The 17,083-nt window shown below is 51.2% G+C and carries 15 protein-coding genes; 14 read left to right on the forward strand and 1 reads right to left on the reverse strand.

Annotated features, from left to right (window positions below):
- Positions 1–102: 102 nt before the first annotated feature.
- On the forward strand, positions 103–3,585 hold the full coding sequence (gene smc, locus IDM48_RS05245; RefSeq protein ID WP_190618424.1) for a chromosome segregation protein SMC: 3,483 nt from the start codon (positions 103–105) through the stop codon (positions 3,583–3,585).
- Positions 3,586–3,623: 38 nt separating this feature from the next.
- On the opposite strand, the gene IDM48_RS05250 is transcribed toward smc, so the two are convergent.
- Entirely contained in the window at positions 3,624–5,000 is a 1,377-nt protein-coding gene (locus IDM48_RS05250; protein ID WP_190618425.1) for an MFS transporter, read from the reverse strand.
- Positions 5,001–5,081: 81 nt separating this feature from the next.
- Between IDM48_RS05250 and ftsY the strand changes: the two genes are divergently transcribed.
- From ftsY to lepB (IDM48_RS05315), 13 genes are all read left to right on the forward strand, one after another.
- The gene (ftsY, locus tag IDM48_RS05255; protein WP_068170173.1) at positions 5,082–6,182 is read left to right on the forward strand and encodes a signal recognition particle-docking protein FtsY; all 1,101 of its coding nucleotides are present in this window, start codon (positions 5,082–5,084) and stop codon (positions 6,180–6,182) included.
- Positions 6,183–6,266: 84 nt separating this feature from the next.
- Entirely contained in the window at positions 6,267–7,094 is an 828-nt protein-coding gene (locus tag IDM48_RS05260) for an exodeoxyribonuclease III (RefSeq protein ID WP_145173171.1), read from the forward strand.
- A gap of 127 nt (positions 7,095–7,221) precedes the next feature.
- Positions 7,222–8,802 (forward strand): signal recognition particle protein, encoded by a 1,581-nt coding sequence (gene ffh / locus IDM48_RS05265; protein WP_190618427.1) that lies wholly within the window; start codon positions 7,222–7,224, stop codon positions 8,800–8,802.
- 193 nt (positions 8,803–8,995) lie between these two features.
- Positions 8,996–9,484 carry an NUDIX domain-containing protein gene (locus tag IDM48_RS05270; protein WP_151144604.1) on the forward strand — a complete coding sequence of 163 codons (489 nt, stop codon included), beginning with the start codon at positions 8,996–8,998 and terminating at the stop codon, positions 9,482–9,484.
- A gap of 94 nt (positions 9,485–9,578) precedes the next feature.
- On the forward strand, positions 9,579–11,468 hold the full coding sequence (locus IDM48_RS05275; RefSeq protein ID WP_190618429.1) for a hypothetical protein: 1,890 nt from the start codon (positions 9,579–9,581) through the stop codon (positions 11,466–11,468).
- Positions 11,469–11,649: 181 nt separating this feature from the next.
- Positions 11,650–12,435, forward strand: a complete 786-nt coding sequence (locus IDM48_RS05280) for a formate/nitrite transporter family protein (protein ID WP_190618431.1) — start codon at positions 11,650–11,652, stop codon at positions 12,433–12,435.
- Between the two features lie 208 nt (positions 12,436–12,643).
- On the forward strand, positions 12,644–13,078 hold the full coding sequence (rpsP, locus tag IDM48_RS05285; RefSeq protein ID WP_068170157.1) for a 30S ribosomal protein S16: 435 nt from the start codon (positions 12,644–12,646) through the stop codon (positions 13,076–13,078).
- 2 nt (positions 13,079–13,080) lie between these two features.
- Complete coding sequence (locus IDM48_RS05290; RefSeq protein ID WP_068170154.1) at positions 13,081–13,323, forward strand: RNA-binding protein; 243 nt, start codon at positions 13,081–13,083, stop codon at positions 13,321–13,323.
- Between the two features lie 153 nt (positions 13,324–13,476).
- On the forward strand, positions 13,477–14,067 hold the full coding sequence (gene rimM / locus IDM48_RS05295) for a ribosome maturation factor RimM (RefSeq protein WP_190618433.1): 591 nt from the start codon (positions 13,477–13,479) through the stop codon (positions 14,065–14,067).
- Complete coding sequence (trmD, locus tag IDM48_RS05300; RefSeq protein WP_151144614.1) at positions 14,068–14,886, forward strand: tRNA (guanosine(37)-N1)-methyltransferase TrmD; 819 nt, start codon at positions 14,068–14,070, stop codon at positions 14,884–14,886.
- Between the two features lie 271 nt (positions 14,887–15,157).
- Entirely contained in the window at positions 15,158–15,511 is a 354-nt protein-coding gene (rplS, locus tag IDM48_RS05305) for a 50S ribosomal protein L19 (protein ID WP_068170148.1), read from the forward strand.
- 85 nt (positions 15,512–15,596) lie between these two features.
- A complete protein-coding gene (gene lepB / locus IDM48_RS05310; RefSeq protein ID WP_233125985.1) occupies positions 15,597–16,193 on the forward strand; it encodes a signal peptidase I in 597 nt (198 codons plus the stop codon).
- A 105-nt stretch (positions 16,194–16,298) separates the two neighbouring features.
- Complete coding sequence (lepB, locus tag IDM48_RS05315) at positions 16,299–17,078, forward strand: signal peptidase I (RefSeq protein WP_238398056.1); 780 nt, start codon at positions 16,299–16,301, stop codon at positions 17,076–17,078.
- Positions 17,079–17,083: the final 5 nt, after the last annotated feature.

The following is a 17,083-nucleotide window of genomic DNA, read 5'->3' on the forward strand; positions in this document are numbered from 1 at the left end:
CACTTTTGGGGCAATCTCACATGCAAAAGATGGCATAAAATGTAGAGCTCTGCGCCGAATAGTTAAGAGAGCGCAAGAATTGAACCGTGCGGAAGGACTTTTGTGCATATCAAATCGCTGACTCTTCGAGGGTTCAAATCATTCGCCTCTGCCACTGAATGTTCTTTCTCACCCGCCATCAACGTGATAGTTGGCCCAAATGGGTCGGGTAAATCAAACATTGTGGACGCGCTCGCCTGGGTCATGGGCCAACAAGGGGCGAAGTCTTTACGCGGTGAAAAAATGCAGGACGTCGTATTTGCAGGAACCAGCACCCATGCTGCACTGGGTCGGGCGAAAGTTACGCTGACCCTTGATAATTCCGAGGGTTTATTGGGGATTCCCTCCGAAGAAGTCACGATTGAACGCACCATGTTTCGCAGCGGGGGATCGGAGTACGCCCTCAACGGACAAGCGGTTCGGCTCAGTGACATTCAAGATTTACTGGCAGATGCTGGGGTAGCCCAAGAGGATCATGCTCTGGTGAGGCAGGGACGAGTCGATGAAATCTTGACTGCCAATGCTGAACAGCGCCGCGACATCTTGGAAGAGGCATTCGGTATTCACCGTTTTCGCCAACGCGCTTCGAAAAGTGAGCGCAAACTTGAATCGATGAAGCAGAATCTGCACCGGTTGGAGGATCTCAACGCGGAGCTTACCTCCCAGCTAGAACCGTTGCGTTTACAGGCCGAGTCGGCTCGAGCCGCCGGCAGCATCCAACAGCAGATTCACCAGGTGTCGGGGCAGCTCTTCCGGAGAGAAACAAAACAGATGGCTGAACAGATTCGCCACATTCAGCTACGAGTAGACCAAGCCCAAAAACAAAAAGCCGATGCCGAGAAGCACCAGTTAGCAATCCAGCAGCGCCTCGACCAGCTCATCAACCAGGATCAATCCGTCAGAGAAGAGCAGGAGCAACTACAGCAACGCGAATACCGTATCCATACCGTGCTGGCGTCGGTTCAAGCATCGCTGACCCTCATTGAGGAAAAACAGCGAGCACTCAAAACAGAAACTCCTGTGCGAGTGGAAGAAGTCCAGGATGTCATTCAGCAGATAGCTGGGGAAACAGAAGTCATATCTAGCTGGAAAGAAAAAATTTCTAGCTTAACAGAGCACCAGAAAAACCTCATGACCCGGCGGTCACAACTGGCTGAGCAGCTTCAGCAGATTCGCTCGGAGCAACAACGCCAGCAAGAAATCAGCGAATTGGCGCGTGAGCAGCGTTCGACACTACTCAGCCAACTTGCTGCCCAGCGCGCCCGTGTGGAAAAGATCGAATCAGATCTCGAAAATTTTGTACAAGAAGAGCAGGAGGCTCACGAGTACCTGCAAGGAATTCAAGAACGCCTTTCACAGCTGGAGAGCGATCTGACTGAGCAGAGCGCACAACGAGATGAATTACAATCTCTTCTGACCAAAAAACAAAAGAAACGACGCTCGCTAGCCCAGGAGATTGAGAATGCCACCCAGACTCTGCACGATGTAGAGAGCCGGGCGGCTGCCCTGTGCTCCCAACGAGCTATTTTCGAAGAAGCATTAGCTCATCTCGATAGCTCAACCGACGAAGCTGGCAGCCACCAGAGTTCTTCTCCACAATATCTTGCAGATTCTTTGACCGTAGAGAAAGACTGGCAGCTTGCTGTTTCCGCAGCTCTGCACAATATAACCAGCGCAAAAGTACTCGATCACTCAGCGGATCTTGAAGTTGCCACCGAAGAGCACTCTCGACCACGCCCCCAGGTATTCCCACCCGTGAACACCTCGGAAAAGAACTTAGCCAGCACCTCGGCTCTACCTCACGGGGCGGTTCGAGCTGAGAGCGTTATCAAGACCGCCACGGACATCACACAAACCATCGTGCAGCAGGCACTGCGCGACGTCGTCCTACTTGAAAAATTAGATAACACTCAGGAACTCCTCGCCCAGTACCCCACGCTCACTTTCTATGACCGGGCAGGAAACGCACTCAATTCCTATGGATATGTGCCCCATCAAGCGTCTCTTTCCAATCCCCTTGAGCTCACCGCAAAAATAGAGGCTCTCACCGCTCAGATCGAACAAACGCGGGAAGAAAATACCAGCGCCACCCGCACCTTGAAAACGCTCAGTGCAACCCTGGAAGAGAATAGACAAAGCGAGAAAGAGCTAGCACGAGAAATTGGTGTACTGAGCGCTCAAAGCGCCGATATCGAATCGCAAAAAATTGCCGCTCTTACTACTGCGGAGGTAGCACAAAAGAACACAGTGCGGCGCCGCACTCAGATGGCTCAAGCCCGACAGCAACGGGATAAGCTACGGGAACTCTGGAAGGCCACCGAAGATGCTCTCGACAGGGCAGAAAATCAACCGAACGAAAAGAGCGATCTTTCAGAGCAGGCGAGTGAACTCGAGAAGGATCTCCAAGAAATAGCCATTGAACTCTCCGTGGCAGATACAGAACTTCACCATGCCCAAGAACGGCGTGAACTTGCCGAGGGGAAACACACTCAGCTCCAAGCGCACCTCCAGTCCTTAGAGAAAGCTCAGCAACGTGCGCAACAGCTGCACGACGTGGCAACTCGCCACAGCAAAAAACTCAGCCTTCTCACAACCCAGTTTTCCATGCTCGCCAGAACGCTAGAAAATGAACTGGCAACTGCTCAGCCCCGCAGGCAGGAACTGGAACAGAAACGTGAATCCTTGCGTATCGAGCGGGGCAACCTGTCCGAAAACCTTGGCCACAAACAGAAAGCCCTACTGGAAGTTCAGACAGAGGTAGACCGTGCCACCCGGGACCTTCTCAAAGCAGAGCTAACCCAGCAAAATCTGCAAGAAAAAATTGAACAGGAATTGAAAATAGATTCCTCACTTCTGAGCGAAAAATTCGACATATCAGAAAAATCTAAAGAAGAACTGTTGCAGAGCCGCTCTCGCTTGCTAACTCAGCAAGAAAAATTAGGAGTAGTAAACCCCCTGGCAGTAGAAGAATTTGATGCCCTCCAAGAACGCCAAACCTATCTGGAGCAGCAAATCCAAGATCTCAAGAAGTCTCGAGCCGATATGCGCTCGCTCCTCAAAGACCTTAACAACCACATCAAAGAGCAGTTCCTCGAATCCTTTGAACTAGCATCCGAACAGTTTGCAGAAATTTTTGCCGAGCTCTTTGATGGGGGAGAGGGCGCCCTCGTTCTCACCAATCCTCAGGATGTTCTCTCCAGCGGTATTGAGATCCAAGCTCGACCCGCCGATAAAAAGATCAAGCGACTATCTCTTCTCTCTGGTGGTGAACGAACCCTGGCTTCGCTGGCATTTCTCGCAGCGCTCTTTGCCGTGCGTCCGGCACCGTTCTATGTGCTGGACGAGGTAGAAGCCGCCCTGGACGACCGCAATCTCACCCGGGTCCACCGTCTCTTTGAGCGGTTGGCTCAACAGAGTCAGCTAATTATTGTGACCCACAAACCTCGTACGGTGGAACTGGGAGACTCGCTGGTTGGGATTTCGATGCAAGACGGCGTCAGCCTGGTGCTCTCTCAAGATGCCGAACAGATCCGCGCCCTGATCTAATCTGAGGCCGGATTTTTGAGTGAACGCCTGACTTGGTTTTACTTGCCGCTGTAGCTCTTATCTGCCCACTGCGCGGGGAAACGGGGCCGATGACCTGGGCGCCATGCAAGAGAGCACAGAATGAGCAGAGCACCGGATATACCAAAAGCTGCCCCGTATCCCCACTGGTCTACTACAAAGCCCGCCAAAAGAGGACCCACAATCTGACCTAAATCAGAGAGCATCTGGAAAGTAGACAGCACGGTACCGCCGGAGCGGTTGCTTCCAATAACATCAGCAACTGATGCCTGCAAAGAAGGTCCCAATAATCCGGTACCAATTCCTGTGAGTACAGAGAAAACGCAGAAAATAACCGGAGTAGTGGAAAAACCTACGGCAATGGTGGATGCCCCGCTGAGGAGGAGACCTACAAAAATGAGGGTGCGGCGTCCACTCTTGTCTGAGAGCGAGCCAGAAATATTTTGTGTCACCGCATTGCCCGCTGCATAGAGGGCGAGGGCAACACCGGCAAGTACTGTTCCTCCAGCTTCGGCATCGTAGAGCTCACCGGAGTGGTACTGCGCAAGAAGAGCTACCGCTGCCAGCGGCATGAGTGAAATGCGGATGCCCAGCGCTGCCCAGCCCATGGCAAAGTTGGTGACCAAAGCACCGCGGTAATTTTCAAAGCCTAACGCCTGCTTAAAAGTAAGCGCAGGTTGCATCGTCTGAGCGCCAGCGTTTTTGTCTTCTACCTCTTTGAGATAAACAAATACCACGGTTGCGGCAATAAAAAGCATCACGGCATAGATGGTAAAAGGCAGGCGCATTCCTAAGCCTGCCATGGTTGCGCCCATTACCGGACCCAAGATATTACCCAGAAGAAATGACGTCGCGTAGTACCCCGAAATACGGCCGCGCAGAGATTGAGGTGCGTAGCGAACGATTAGACCCATAGCGGAGACTGTAAACATCACCGACCCCACACCGCCTAAAGCGCGGAAGAGAAGGAGTGAGTAGAAATCCCAGGAGAAGGCAACGCCGAGTGAGGAGAGAGCAACTATTAACAGACCCGCAATATAGGTGGGTCGTTCGCCGAGGAGCGTAATGATTTTTCCCGACGCCGGTGCGAAAGCCAATCGCATCACAGCGAACATGCTCACGACCAGTGCGGCGGCCATTGCACCAACGTTGAAACTGGCTGCAAATCGGGGTAATACCGGTGCAATCAGACCAAAGCCAAGGGCGATTGCAAAGGCTGCCACAATCAGAACCTTGAGCTGAGGTGGAATCTTCTGTGGCGGCGCAACACTGCCCGTTACATTAGAATCTTTAGTTGAGCTTGAGGCTTGAATATATTGATCAGCATTCTTCGCGGTAGGTACTACCAGAGGAATTTCGCCGGTGTGTGGTGGAATTGGGGAATCTTTCTCAGCCATAATCGCCCATTCTAGACTCATTCTGCAGCCTGGGGTGGTTAAACCTTGGGGATGAAAGAAGTGGTATGAGAAGCTAGAGGGGTGAATGATACCCTGACTCTAATTTTGTACATCGTACTGGGTGTGCTCATTCTTGGCGGTGTTCTTGCGGTTCTTCTGAGGGGACCGAAAGCGCCTAAGGACGGGTACCCCTCCACCCGAGACGCTGATGACGTCAGATCCGGTGAGGACGAAGCGGTTACCACCGTTGAGCGTCCCCCCTCCGCCGCAGGGCGTTTGGTACGCCTGCGTGAGCGTCTTTCTCGCTCCAACAATCTCTTGGGTAAGGGTCTCTTGGCTCTTCTCTCTCGCGATAAGCTCGATCAAGATGTGTGGGATGAAGTCGAAGAAACCCTCCTCATGGCAGATCTTGGCTCTGGTCCTTCCGAACGCCTCGTTGAAGCTCTTCAGCGTCGTGTTCGTGTAGAGGGTACCGAGAACCCCGCGCACGTCAAGCAGATGCTCCACGAGGAACTCCTTGCGATTGTTGGCCCCGACACTGACCGATCCTTGCACCTCGAGGGCGAGAACGGAAACCCCGGTGTAGTGCTGGTAGTTGGTGTAAACGGCGTCGGCAAAACTACCACCGTGGGTAAGCTTGCCCGCGTTATGGTTGCCGAAGATAAGAAACTACTCCTTGGAGCTGCCGATACCTTCCGCGCAGCTGCTGCCGATCAGCTTCAGACCTGGGGCGATCGAGTAGGCGTGCAGACGGTGCGGTCGGAGAAAGACGGCGCAGACCCCGCATCGGTCGCTTTTGAAGCGATTAAGGAAGGCAAAGCACAGGCCGTCGATACCGTGATGATTGATACTGCAGGTCGCCTGCAGAATAAGGCTGGTCTGATGGATCAGCTCGGCAAGATTAAGCGCGTAGTTGAAAAAGAAGCGCCGGTGACCGAGGTTCTGCTGGTGATTGATGCAACGACCGGTCAGAACGGCATGATTCAGGCGAAGGTTTTCTCTGAAGTTGTCAACATCACCGGCATTGTGCTCACTAAGCTGGACGGTTCAGCTAAGGGCGGCATCGTCGTCGCTATCCAGGAAGAACTGGGCGTGCCCGTCAAACTGGTTGGGCTGGGCGAAGGTCCAGATGATTTGGCGCCGTTTGATGCCAAGGGATTCGTGGACGCTATCCTCGACTAACCGAGATAGCTTTAAGTGCAAGGGCGAGACTTCAACAAAGGTCTCGCCCTCTTGCCGTTTTAGAGCACCCGTAGAATAGATGTTATGAAACTTATTTCCTGGAATATTGACTCATTGAATGCGGCGCTCACTAGCGACTCTGCTCGTGCGTTGCTCTCCCGCGACGTCCTTGCCACGCTTTCTGAACATGCCCCCGACGTCTTGGCATTGCAGGAGACAAAGCTGCCTCTCGCCGGCCCCAGTAAGAAACACCTTGAAGTTCTTCACGGTTATTTTCCTGGCTATCAGGTGCAGTGGGTAACCTCCGAAGAACCGGCACGCAAGGGTTATGCAGGCACGATGTTCCTCATCAAAGAGGGTCTGAACCCACAAGTGACCTTCCCTAAGATTGAAGGGCCGGGCACTATGGATTCAGAAGGGCGCATGATTACCCTCGAATTCGAGCACTGCTTTGTCACTCAGGTTTATACCCCCAACGCATCCGATGGGCTCAAACGCCTAGCCGATCGTCAGGTATGGGACAGAAATTATGCAGATTATTTGGCAAAGCTTGATGAAATTAAACCTGTTCTGGCCACCGGCGATTTTAATGTGGCCCACACTGAGATTGATTTGGCGAATCCCACATCTAATCTTCGTTCCCCCGGCTTTACCCAGGAAGAGCGCGATGGATTTACTCATCTTCTCTCGCGGGGATTTACCGACACTTTCCGCCACCTTCATGGCAACGTGACGGGGGCTTATACCTGGTGGGCTCAGCGTTCCAGGACTTCAAAAATCAATAACAGCGGCTGGCGCATTGACTATTGGCTGGTCTCTGACCGGGTAGCGGATCAGGTGACTATCTCAGACATGATTAATTCCGGCCCCCGACAAGATCACACTCCGATCTTGCTTGAAATCGACCTCTAAGCCCAGGGCACATAGCTCCTTCAAGAGCGAACACAGCACCTGAGCATGGTAGATGCGATATTCTTAGATGCTGATGTAGAAATTATGGGTCATACCCATCCTCCAAGATGAAAGTGGTTCACGGCTCGTGTTCAATTCACTCTCCGATCGCCTGACTAATACCTTCAAAAACCTTCGCGGTAAAGGTCGTCTCACTGAGGCTGATATCGACGCTACGGTTCGCGAGATTCGTCGTGCGCTTCTGGACGCCGACGTCGCTGTTCCGGTGGTGCGTGAATTCGCAGCTGCCGTGAAAGAAAGGGCGTTGGGGCAGGAAGTTTCTGAGGCTCTGAACCCGAGCCAGCAAATCGTCAAGATTGTCAATGAAGAGCTCAAGGGTATTTTGGGTGGCGAGACTCGCCGTATCAGGATGTCTAAGACCGGTCCAACCATTATTATGTTGGCTGGTTTGCAGGGTGCCGGTAAGACTACCTTGGCGGGCAAGCTTTCTTACTGGCTGAAGAGCCAGGGGCATACTCCTTTGCTGGTGGCGTCGGACCTGCAGCGCCCTAACGCTGTGAACCAGCTCAAGGTTGTGGGTGAGCGTGCGGGTGTACGCGTTTTTGCACCGCATCCCGGTGTGACTTCTGAGTTTGATACTCCTACAGGCAACCCCGTTCAGGTAGCTCAAGACGGTGTCAATGAGGCACGTGCTAAGTTGCACGACGTGGTCATTGTCGATACCGCTGGTCGTTTGGGCGTGGACGCTGAGCTTATGCAGCAGGCGCGTGATATCCGCGATGCTATCGAACCGAACGAAGTTCTCTTCGTGATTGATGCCATGATTGGTCAGGATGCTGTTAACACCGCCCTGGCATTCAACGAGGGTGTAGATTTCACCGGCGTCGTGCTTTCAAAGCTCGACGGCGACGCCCGAGGTGGCGCGGCGCTTTCTGTTGCTTCGGTGACAGGCAAGCCTATTATGTTTGCATCCACCGGTGAAGGTGTGAAGGACTTTGAACAGTTCCACCCTGACCGTATGGCTTCGCGCATCCTGGATATGGGCGATGTTCTGACTCTTATTGAGCAGGCAGAAGCTAGCTGGGATAAGACTGAAGCTGATCGCATGGCGAAGAAGTTCATGGATCAGGAAGAATTCACTTTTGATGACTTCCTTGCCCAGATGCAGCAGATTCGCAAAATGGGTTCAATGAAGAAGCTGCTGATGATGATGCCTGGAGCGGCTCAGATTCGCCAGCAACTTGACAACTTTGACGATAAAGAAATCGATCGCGTAGAAGCGATTGTGCGTTCGATGACGCCGCATGAGCGCGTTGCTCCTAAGATTATCAATGGTTCTCGCCGTGCCCGTATTGCCAAAGGCTCGGGCGTTACGGTTTCTGAAGTTAATCAGCTGATGGAACGTTTTGCGCAAGCACAGAAGATGATGAAGAAGCTGGCTGCGGGCAACATGGCAGGTATGCCCGGTGGCATGCAGATGCCCGGTATGGCTGCAGCAGGTGGGGCTAAGAAGAAGAACAAGGGTAAGAACAATAATAAGAAAGCTCGTTCAGGCAATCCTGCTAAGCGAGCTCAGCAGGAGAAGGCTGCTAGCCAAAAGCAGGCTACTACTGGTTCAGCATTTGGTCAGCAGTCCCAGCAAGATTTCAATATGGATGATTTGAACTTGCCTAAGGGCTTTGAAAAATTCCTGGGTGGAGACAAGTAAGAAGTTTTCTCTCAATAGGTGCTCTGCGATATTTATTTTCGCAGAGCACTTTTTGTAGAGGCAAAATAATTGCGCTGAGAGAGTGCAAAGGCAAACTTCAGCTGTGCCTCTGGAAAAAATTGGTTATTCTATTTCTGCTGGAATCAATCAACATTCACCATCTAAACGGGTACTTTGAAGGGCAGGCGACACCATGGCAGATACCTATCTTTCGCACGATGAACTGGTGAAGTTTATTGCAACCCTTCCCACCCGCCGTCTAGCAGCTGGTGCTCTCATCCGCGACGAACAGAATCGTCTTTTGGCGGTAGAACCTAATTATCGTGATGGATGGGCGCTTCCAGGAGGCACTGTAGAAGCAGGCGAAGCTCCTCAGCAGGGGTGTTTCCGCGAAGTACAAGAAGAAGTAGGACTGGATCTTGCCCTCGGTCGTGTTCTTCTCATTTTCCATGGGCTATCCCGCGGGGTGTGGGGAGATTCAACGTACTACATCTATGATGGTGGGCAAATACCCTCCGATGCGGTCATTACCCTTCAGGAGGATGAACTCTTAAGCTACCGCTGGCTTGAACCTGCAGCATTTGAAAACCACTTCGGTGAAAGCTTTGCTGCTCGTTTGAAAGCTTGCTATCGCGCTTTGGAAACAGGAGAGACCGTAGAGCTTTCTTCTCACGATTCATAAGTGACGTGCTGGGTAGCTGAGGGCACGGTTCCCTCGGCTGAATCCCATACTTTCTATTTTTACTTTTTAGTATCCTTGAGGACTTTTATTGAGAATGTCAGATAATTCTTCACTCCACGAAAATCCTAGCGACGAACAGCTGATAACTTCCTGGGCTAGAATTTCGCTGGATTTCGGTGCAACCGGCATCGAAGTAGCAGAGGCGGATGAGGCTGATACGCATGAGCCTACGGCTCAATTGCGCCAGGAAATCCAAGACATGATTGGTGTCATTCGTCAGGCTGCTCAGGCGAATTCTTCTGAGAAATCGACGGATGCTGTTATGCCCAGCGATGAAGAGCTCACTGAAGAGATTTTTCAAAAGATGCTGGCTGATGCGGAAAATAATCTTGATATTCCCGATGCTGAAAAATCTACTGGAGGCGAAGAGGGCGAAAAGCAGCTTGAAGTATCAGAAGATTTAGTGTCGGTGACTGATGAGCCTAGCAAGCAGGACGACGCTTCGGCTGAGCTCTTGGACCCGGAGATTGAGCGGGAAATCCTTGAAGCGACATCTGATGATGTAGTGAAGGCTTTGCTTCTTGCTTCTGTGGATCGCCCGGAGATTTTGGTCTATGAAGCCGATGAAAAGCATGTTGATGTTTTTGTGCTCACCGTTGAGGTTGAAGATGATGAATTTGTTACCGCTCAACTGGGTGAAGATGGTGTGCTTAGACCGGGAACTAACTTTGAAGAATTCGCTGCCGAGCTGATGGAAGAATTGCCGACGCGCGGAGGGTTATGTGCCACTCAGGATTCCTACTCCTATTCGGTGCCCGTGACAACTTTGGGGGAGGAACTCACTTTAGATGCTGATTCTGAAGTAGCTGCGCTCATAGAGCTAGAGATGCCGGATGTACCGGCGTTAGTTGCTCAATCTCTGATCGTTGGTCCGGTTGACGTTGTACCTGCAGATAATGGCTGGTCATTGATTTCCTGTGACCCAGTTTCTATGCTGCATATCCTGCAAAATTTGGGAAAGCCCGCGATTGTGGCTGAATCCACTGAGCATTCCCAGCATTTAGCTTTTGTGGTGCCCGGGGATAATGGACGGAACGAAGAGCCCACGGGCGACTGGTCTGAATGGATGAACACGGTGGTAGGAACACCCGTTTCCCACGACGTCGATGCCGGAGCAGTCATTAATTTGGTGTGGGGACCGGCTAAGAAGCAGACTCGGTATCTTCCTCGGGAATCATTTGCTTTAGATACGCTGTGGTTGTTGCCCGGTATTTTGCCAGAGCCTCTGAATTTTGTGCAGATGAACGATGAGATTGAAAATCTCACGTGGTTCTATGGGCTCGATGAGACCGCGTCCAAGCGTTTGCGTAACTATGTGGAGAGCTCTGATTCGGAGCTGGGCATGGAATCTGTCCTTCAGCTTTTGGGCTTACCGCTGGAGCTATCCAAAGTAGCTCAGGGCAGAGTTGATATGGAAAGTATCCCTGGGCACCGCTCATTGGCACCGCATATGTCGGTGGCTAAAGTAGTGAGTGAATCCGTCTCTGCTTTTCCTAATGGGACGGACGCCGTCTCTCAGATGCAACGCGTCTTGCGCGGTCGTCCCTGGATTTTTACCGCCGATGGCGTCGCTCAGTTGGGTGCATCAGGATTGTTGGCGTTAGCGGCAACCCGCAAGCTGTCCAGAGGCGAATCGGCACGTGTTCAAGCGGCTTTGGCAATCCTTTTGGCAGGCTCCGGTGTTTCTGAAATTGCTATTGGGCGGGTCTACTCCAAACTAAAAACTTCAGATAACCGTGCATTGGGGGTCGAGAAAAAAGTTGTTTCTGATGTTCCCTCACTGGTTGAAGAGTTAGATACCGAATCTGAAAAATCTCCTCAAGGCGGGAAATCGAAGATTGCCAGGAACCTACGGAACCTGCGTCATAAAACAAAAGAACAGACTCGGCAGCAGCTTAGAAAATTCTTTGGTGAGGGTAAATAAACTTCACTTCATATTATTCGGTGATGCGCAACACTTTTGAGGTATGCCGTATCTCATAGAACTTGGTGCGGGTTTCGGCATCTTGAATGTACCGGTCATTATTATTCTTAGAGTTAACTTTGAGATTTCGCCCCTGGGGCGCCCTATCTCACACACAGTTTTCTTGAAAGGATGAAGCCTCATGGCTTTGAATGATTCGGTTCAGGGGGCGGTCAATAAGAAGGTCGAACTCCTCACAAAAGATTTTGGGCGCTTCGCTGTGCGCGGCACCCTTGCCGGTGTTTACTTGACGCTCGCCACAGGTTTTGCTGGTGTCGCAGGCCAGGCTGTTGAAGCTCATGCTAAGGGTATGGGTTCACTTGTTTTTGCTTTTACCTTTGGGATTGGTCTGTTTGCGATTGTTATTCTGAACTCTGAATTGGCAACGGGCAATATGATGTTTGGCTCCTACGGTGCTACCACTGGTCAAATTAGGTGGGGAAAGGCTCTCTGGCTCGTCGTCATCACCACTTTGCTGAACCTGGTGGGTTGCGTGCTGGTGGCGTTGTTGCTGAGCCAGTCTGCCAAATTTGCCACCATGGATAACACCCATTTCATTTCTGTATTGACCGAGGCTAAACTCCACAAATCTGCTTGGGGTGCTTTCATTGAAGGCATCGGCGCTAACTTTGTGGTCAATATGGCACTTGTTGGGGCGATGTTTGCTCAGGAATTCATTTCAAAGTTCGTAACCGTGATTTCTATTCTCGCGGTTTTCGTGGGACTGGGTCTGGAACACGTTATCGCTAATTTTTCCCTGATGACCATTGCAATGTTCTCTTCCGATCCTCTGCCTGCATCCATGAGCTTTTCTGCTGTGGCCCTGAACTGGGTCATGGTATGGCTAGGGAACTTCGTTGGTGGTGGTTTGCTGATGGGTGCAACTTATGCGTGGCTGAATAAGACTAGGTACGTTTACAAGGACTAAAAACCTAGAAATAGGCGTAAAACACACTTCGATTCCGGCTTAACATCTGGATTAAGAGGCTAACCTCTGGCATACTTTTTCAGGTACTCGATGAGTGCGGTCCCTCTCACCCGCACTTCATGGTGTTCATAGAGATTTGAGGACGGCTGGCCCCACCAGCGCAGAATCAATATCTCGCAGAATTATAGAAACAGGAGAGTCCACAAAAGTGGCTGTTAAAATTCGTCTAAAGCGTATGGGCAAAATCCGCGATCCTCGCTACCGCGTAGTAGTAATGGATTCACGCAAGAAGCGTGACGGTCGTGCGATTGAAGAAATCGGCATCTACCAGCCGACTGAACAGCCTTCACTCGTTCAGATTGATTCAGAGCGTGCACAGTACTGGCTGTCAGTAGGCGCTCAGCCTTCTGATCAGGTTCGCGCGTTGCTGAAGCTGACCGGCGATTGGGCAAAGTTCAAGGGCGAAAAGTCAGAATCCACTCTGAAGCCTGTTGAAGCTAAGCCCGAATTCGTAACCCCTGATAAGGGTTCGGTTATTCTTCCTGAAGCTATCACCCCTAAGGGTGAAGAGAAGACAGAAGAACCAGCAGAAGCTGAGGCTCCCAAAGCAGCTGAAGAAGCTGCAGAGGAAGCAGCTGAATAATCATGTTGGCTGATGCACTCGAGCACCTCGTTCGAGGAATTGTCAATCATCCTGATGACGTTGAGGTTCGTTCGCGAGCTGGACGCCGGGGCGAGACTTTAGAGGTACGGGTCAATCCCGAAGATCTCGGTCGAGTTATCGGGCGCCAGGGAAGAACTGCCAACAGTGTTCGTACGGTGATTGACGCTATCAACGACGGAGAACATACACGTATTGACGTGGTTGATACCGATCGCAAACGCTAAATGATTTTTGGTCTACGCTGAAATCATTGAGCCCCGCATCTTGTATACAAGATGCGGGGCTCGTTTCATTGAGGCCCTGTGCGATGAAGCTGTAAACTTAACCCTACGATGAGCGCAATTCGCGCTCGTGTTTGCCCATTCAAGGAGATTTCTGTGCAGGTATTGGTAGCTAGAATCGGTAAGCCCCACGGCATTAGGGGTGAGGTTACCCTCCAGATCTTTACCGACGCTCCCGATATCCGCTTTGCACAGGGGGAGAGACTGAGCATTGAAGAATTTTCTCCCTCTGCTCCTATAGCGCGTCTGGCGCCGGCAGGAGAGCTCACTGTGGCTCATTCTCGCTGGAACAAGAAAATTCTGGTGGTGAAGTTTGAAGAAATTACCACACGTAATGATGCCGAACTTTTCCGAGATTGGCGTTTGACCTTTAACTCTGAAGAAGCCGCTGAGGATGAAGGTATTTATGAGCACGACGTCCTGGATTTGCCGGTTTACCTCCTCAGCGATGTGCCAGTAGGGGAGCTGCCTTCGGCAGATCCTGTAGCCACAGTTATCGGGTTGCAGACACTTCCTACGCAAGATTTGCTCATTGTGAAGCTCGCCAACGGCTCTGAAGCCATGATTCCTTTTGTGGAAGAAATTGTTCCGGAGATTGACCTGGATGAAAGTTTTATTTTGATTGATCCTCCCGCTGGTTTGTTGGAATTGGGGCAGGACGACTCTGCTGCAGAAGGCGGGGCGTAATTGCGTTTAGACGTTATTACTATTTTTCCCGAGTACTTAGCCCCCCTTGAGCTTTCCTTACTGGGCAAAGCGCGTACAGAGGGACTAGTAGACCTACAGGTTCATAATCTGCGGGATTTTACCTCAGACCGTCATAAAACCGTGGATGATACTCCCTACGGCGGAGGCGCAGGAATGGTGATGAAACCTGAGCCATGGGGTAGTGCTCTGGATCAGGTTTTGGAGGATTCGCCTTTTTTAACTTCCTCTGCAGGAGAAAATGAGAAACCACTTTTGATTATTCCCTCCCCAGCGGGGCGGGTCTTTAATCAGGCCATGGCCTATGAGCTCTCTACTGAGCAACATATTGTGTTCGCCCCTGCACGCTATGAAGGTATCGACGAGCGGGTCTACGAATGGGCTGAAGATTCATTCCGTGTTATGCCTGTCTCCCTGGGAGATTATGTGCTCTACGGGGGAGAAGTAGCGGTCATGGCAATGATTGAAGCAATCTGCCGTCTGATTCCGGGGGCAATGGGGAACCCTGAGTCGCTCAGCGAAGAATCCCATACGGGCGGTCTCTTGGAATACCCTGTCTACACGAAACCCGCTGTCTGGAGAGATCGAGCGGTACCCGGCGTCCTGCTATCAGGCAATCACGGCGCAATCGCCAGATGGCGGCGAGATGAGCAGATAAAGCGAACCTTCGAACGACGTTTCGATATGCTCAGCGACTACCCAGAGGAGCACTGGGACAAAAAAGATCGCGCTTTGCTCAACCAACTCCGGGCACAAAGAAACCGTTTGAAGAAAGATAAGGCACAAAGGGATGGGTCATAAGACCCATAAGCGTTAACTCTCACACCGCAAAATGCTTCTGAGATGTGGTGAAGTCAACCTTAAAGTGTCATAATTATTCTTTGTGTCCACAGTGGGTACGCCCCTGCCGCAGGGGGATGAGCGACCTCAACATTGTGAACCTTAGCTAGGTACCATTATCTAGCTATGTAAAACCTTTCTTCGTGGCAGCAACAGTCTGGACTTTCAGACACTGTGCGCGAAAGTAAAAACGAGAGTATTAGACCTGCGGCTGGTACCTCAGGAGAAATCAATGCAGACTCTTGACTTCATTGACAATAAGTCACTCCGTTCAGATATTCCTGAATTCGGTCCTGGCGACACCCTCAACGTTCACGTCAACATTGTCGAAGGCAACCGTTCACGTGTCCAGGTCTTCAAAGGCTTCGTTGTAGGTCGTCAGGGTGCAGGCGTTCGCGAAACCTTCACCATTCGTAAGGTTTCTTTCGGCGTTGGCGTAGAGCGTACCTTCCCGGTTCACTCTCCTGTCATCGACAAGATTGAACTTCTGACCCGCGGTGACGTTCGTCGTGCAAAGTTGTACTACATGCGTGACCGTCACGGTAAGGCTGCTCGTATCCGCGAAAAGCGCGATAACGTTAAGTAAGTCTGAGACTTATATGGAACAGACCGTAAGGTCGAACTCCACAGACAGGCGTCTCTCCCGAGTTCGGGGGTGGCGCCTGTTTGCTGTGGCATTCTTTATAGCAGCTGTCATCCTAGTGGTAGTACGTCACTTCTTTTTTGATATCTTCTTTATTCCTTCAGAATCTATGGAACCCACATTAGAATCCGGAGACCGGATTGTGGTGGAGAAATCTTATGACGATATCGCGCGGGGAGACATCGTGGTCTTCGACGGCACCGGATCTTTTGACCCTTATCAAAGTGCATCCCCTTGGGCGACCGACCCCGTCAGGACGGCGGGGCAATGGCTTGGAATCGTGGGCTCAGACACGATTTATGTTAAACGGGTGATAGGTGTTGGAGGAGATAAGGTCAGCTGTTGCGGCCCTGCAGGAAAAATTTCTGTGAATGGCCAAGAAATCGACGAACCCTACCTTGCTACAGGCATGAAGGCATCCGAACAAAAATTCACTGTTCAGGTTCCAGAGGGTCGCCTCTGGGTGATGGGGGATAACCGGAATAACTCCCGTGATTCCCGTGCATTACTTGGATCTGCTGGGGGCGGTATGATTCGGCAGGAGAAAGTTTTGGGTGAGTCTCGGTGGATTATCTGGCCATTTTCTCGCTGGCAAACGATAGAGCATGATTCAGGTAGCTCCTAGCTTTTGTGCAGACACACAGTGTTCTTGCGATCCGAGAACCGCAGGTCATAACCTTATTCCCAGTACACTGTCATACGTTCCCCACATTTGAAAGAGGTATTTTGCGTGACTGATGAAATCAATAACGAGCGCCTGAACGAAAGCTCGAACCACGACGTCGAAACATCAGATCAGGTAGCTGCCATGCGTCATCGCGCGGTTCCTGCGAAAGAAGAGAATTCATCCGGTCTTGGTGGACAGATTAAAGAGTTTTTCATGGTCCTCCTCTACGCACTTCTTATCGCGTTTATTCTGAAGACCTTTGTACTGAGAGGCTTTTATATCCCCTCTGGTTCCATGGAAAATACTCTCCAAGTCAATGACCGGGTTTTCGTCAATGTTGCGGGTTCGATGTTTGGCGAAGCCGAACGTGGCGACATCATTGTTTTTAAAGACGCGCACGGTTGGGTTGATCAAAGCGCTCCAGTTGCTACAAACCCCATTCGAACTGCTCTTTCATTTGTGGGTATCCTTCCAGATACATCCAATAATTACTTGGTCAAGCGTGTCATCGGCGTAGGTGGAGACCACGTTGTATGCTGCTCGGCTGACGGCAAAATTACGGTTAACGGTGAAGAAATCACCGAGCCCTACTTGTATCCCGGTGCGAATCCCTCGGATATTCCTTTTGACGTGATTGTTCCTGAGAACAATTACTTTGTATTGGGCGATCATCGCAATAACTCTGCAGATTCCCGCTATCACATTGAAGATGGAACCGAATTCATCAGTGATGGTGATGTTGAAGGCGAAGTGTTCGTTGTAGCCTGGCCCTTGAGCCACTTCACGTTCATCGGCGGAGCCTCGGACGTCTTTACTAACGTGCCGGAGAATACCAACGAGTAAGAAAG

The organism is Rothia amarae (assembly GCF_014705945.2).
Classification (GTDB): Bacteria; Actinomycetota; Actinomycetes; order Actinomycetales; family Micrococcaceae; genus Rothia; species Rothia amarae.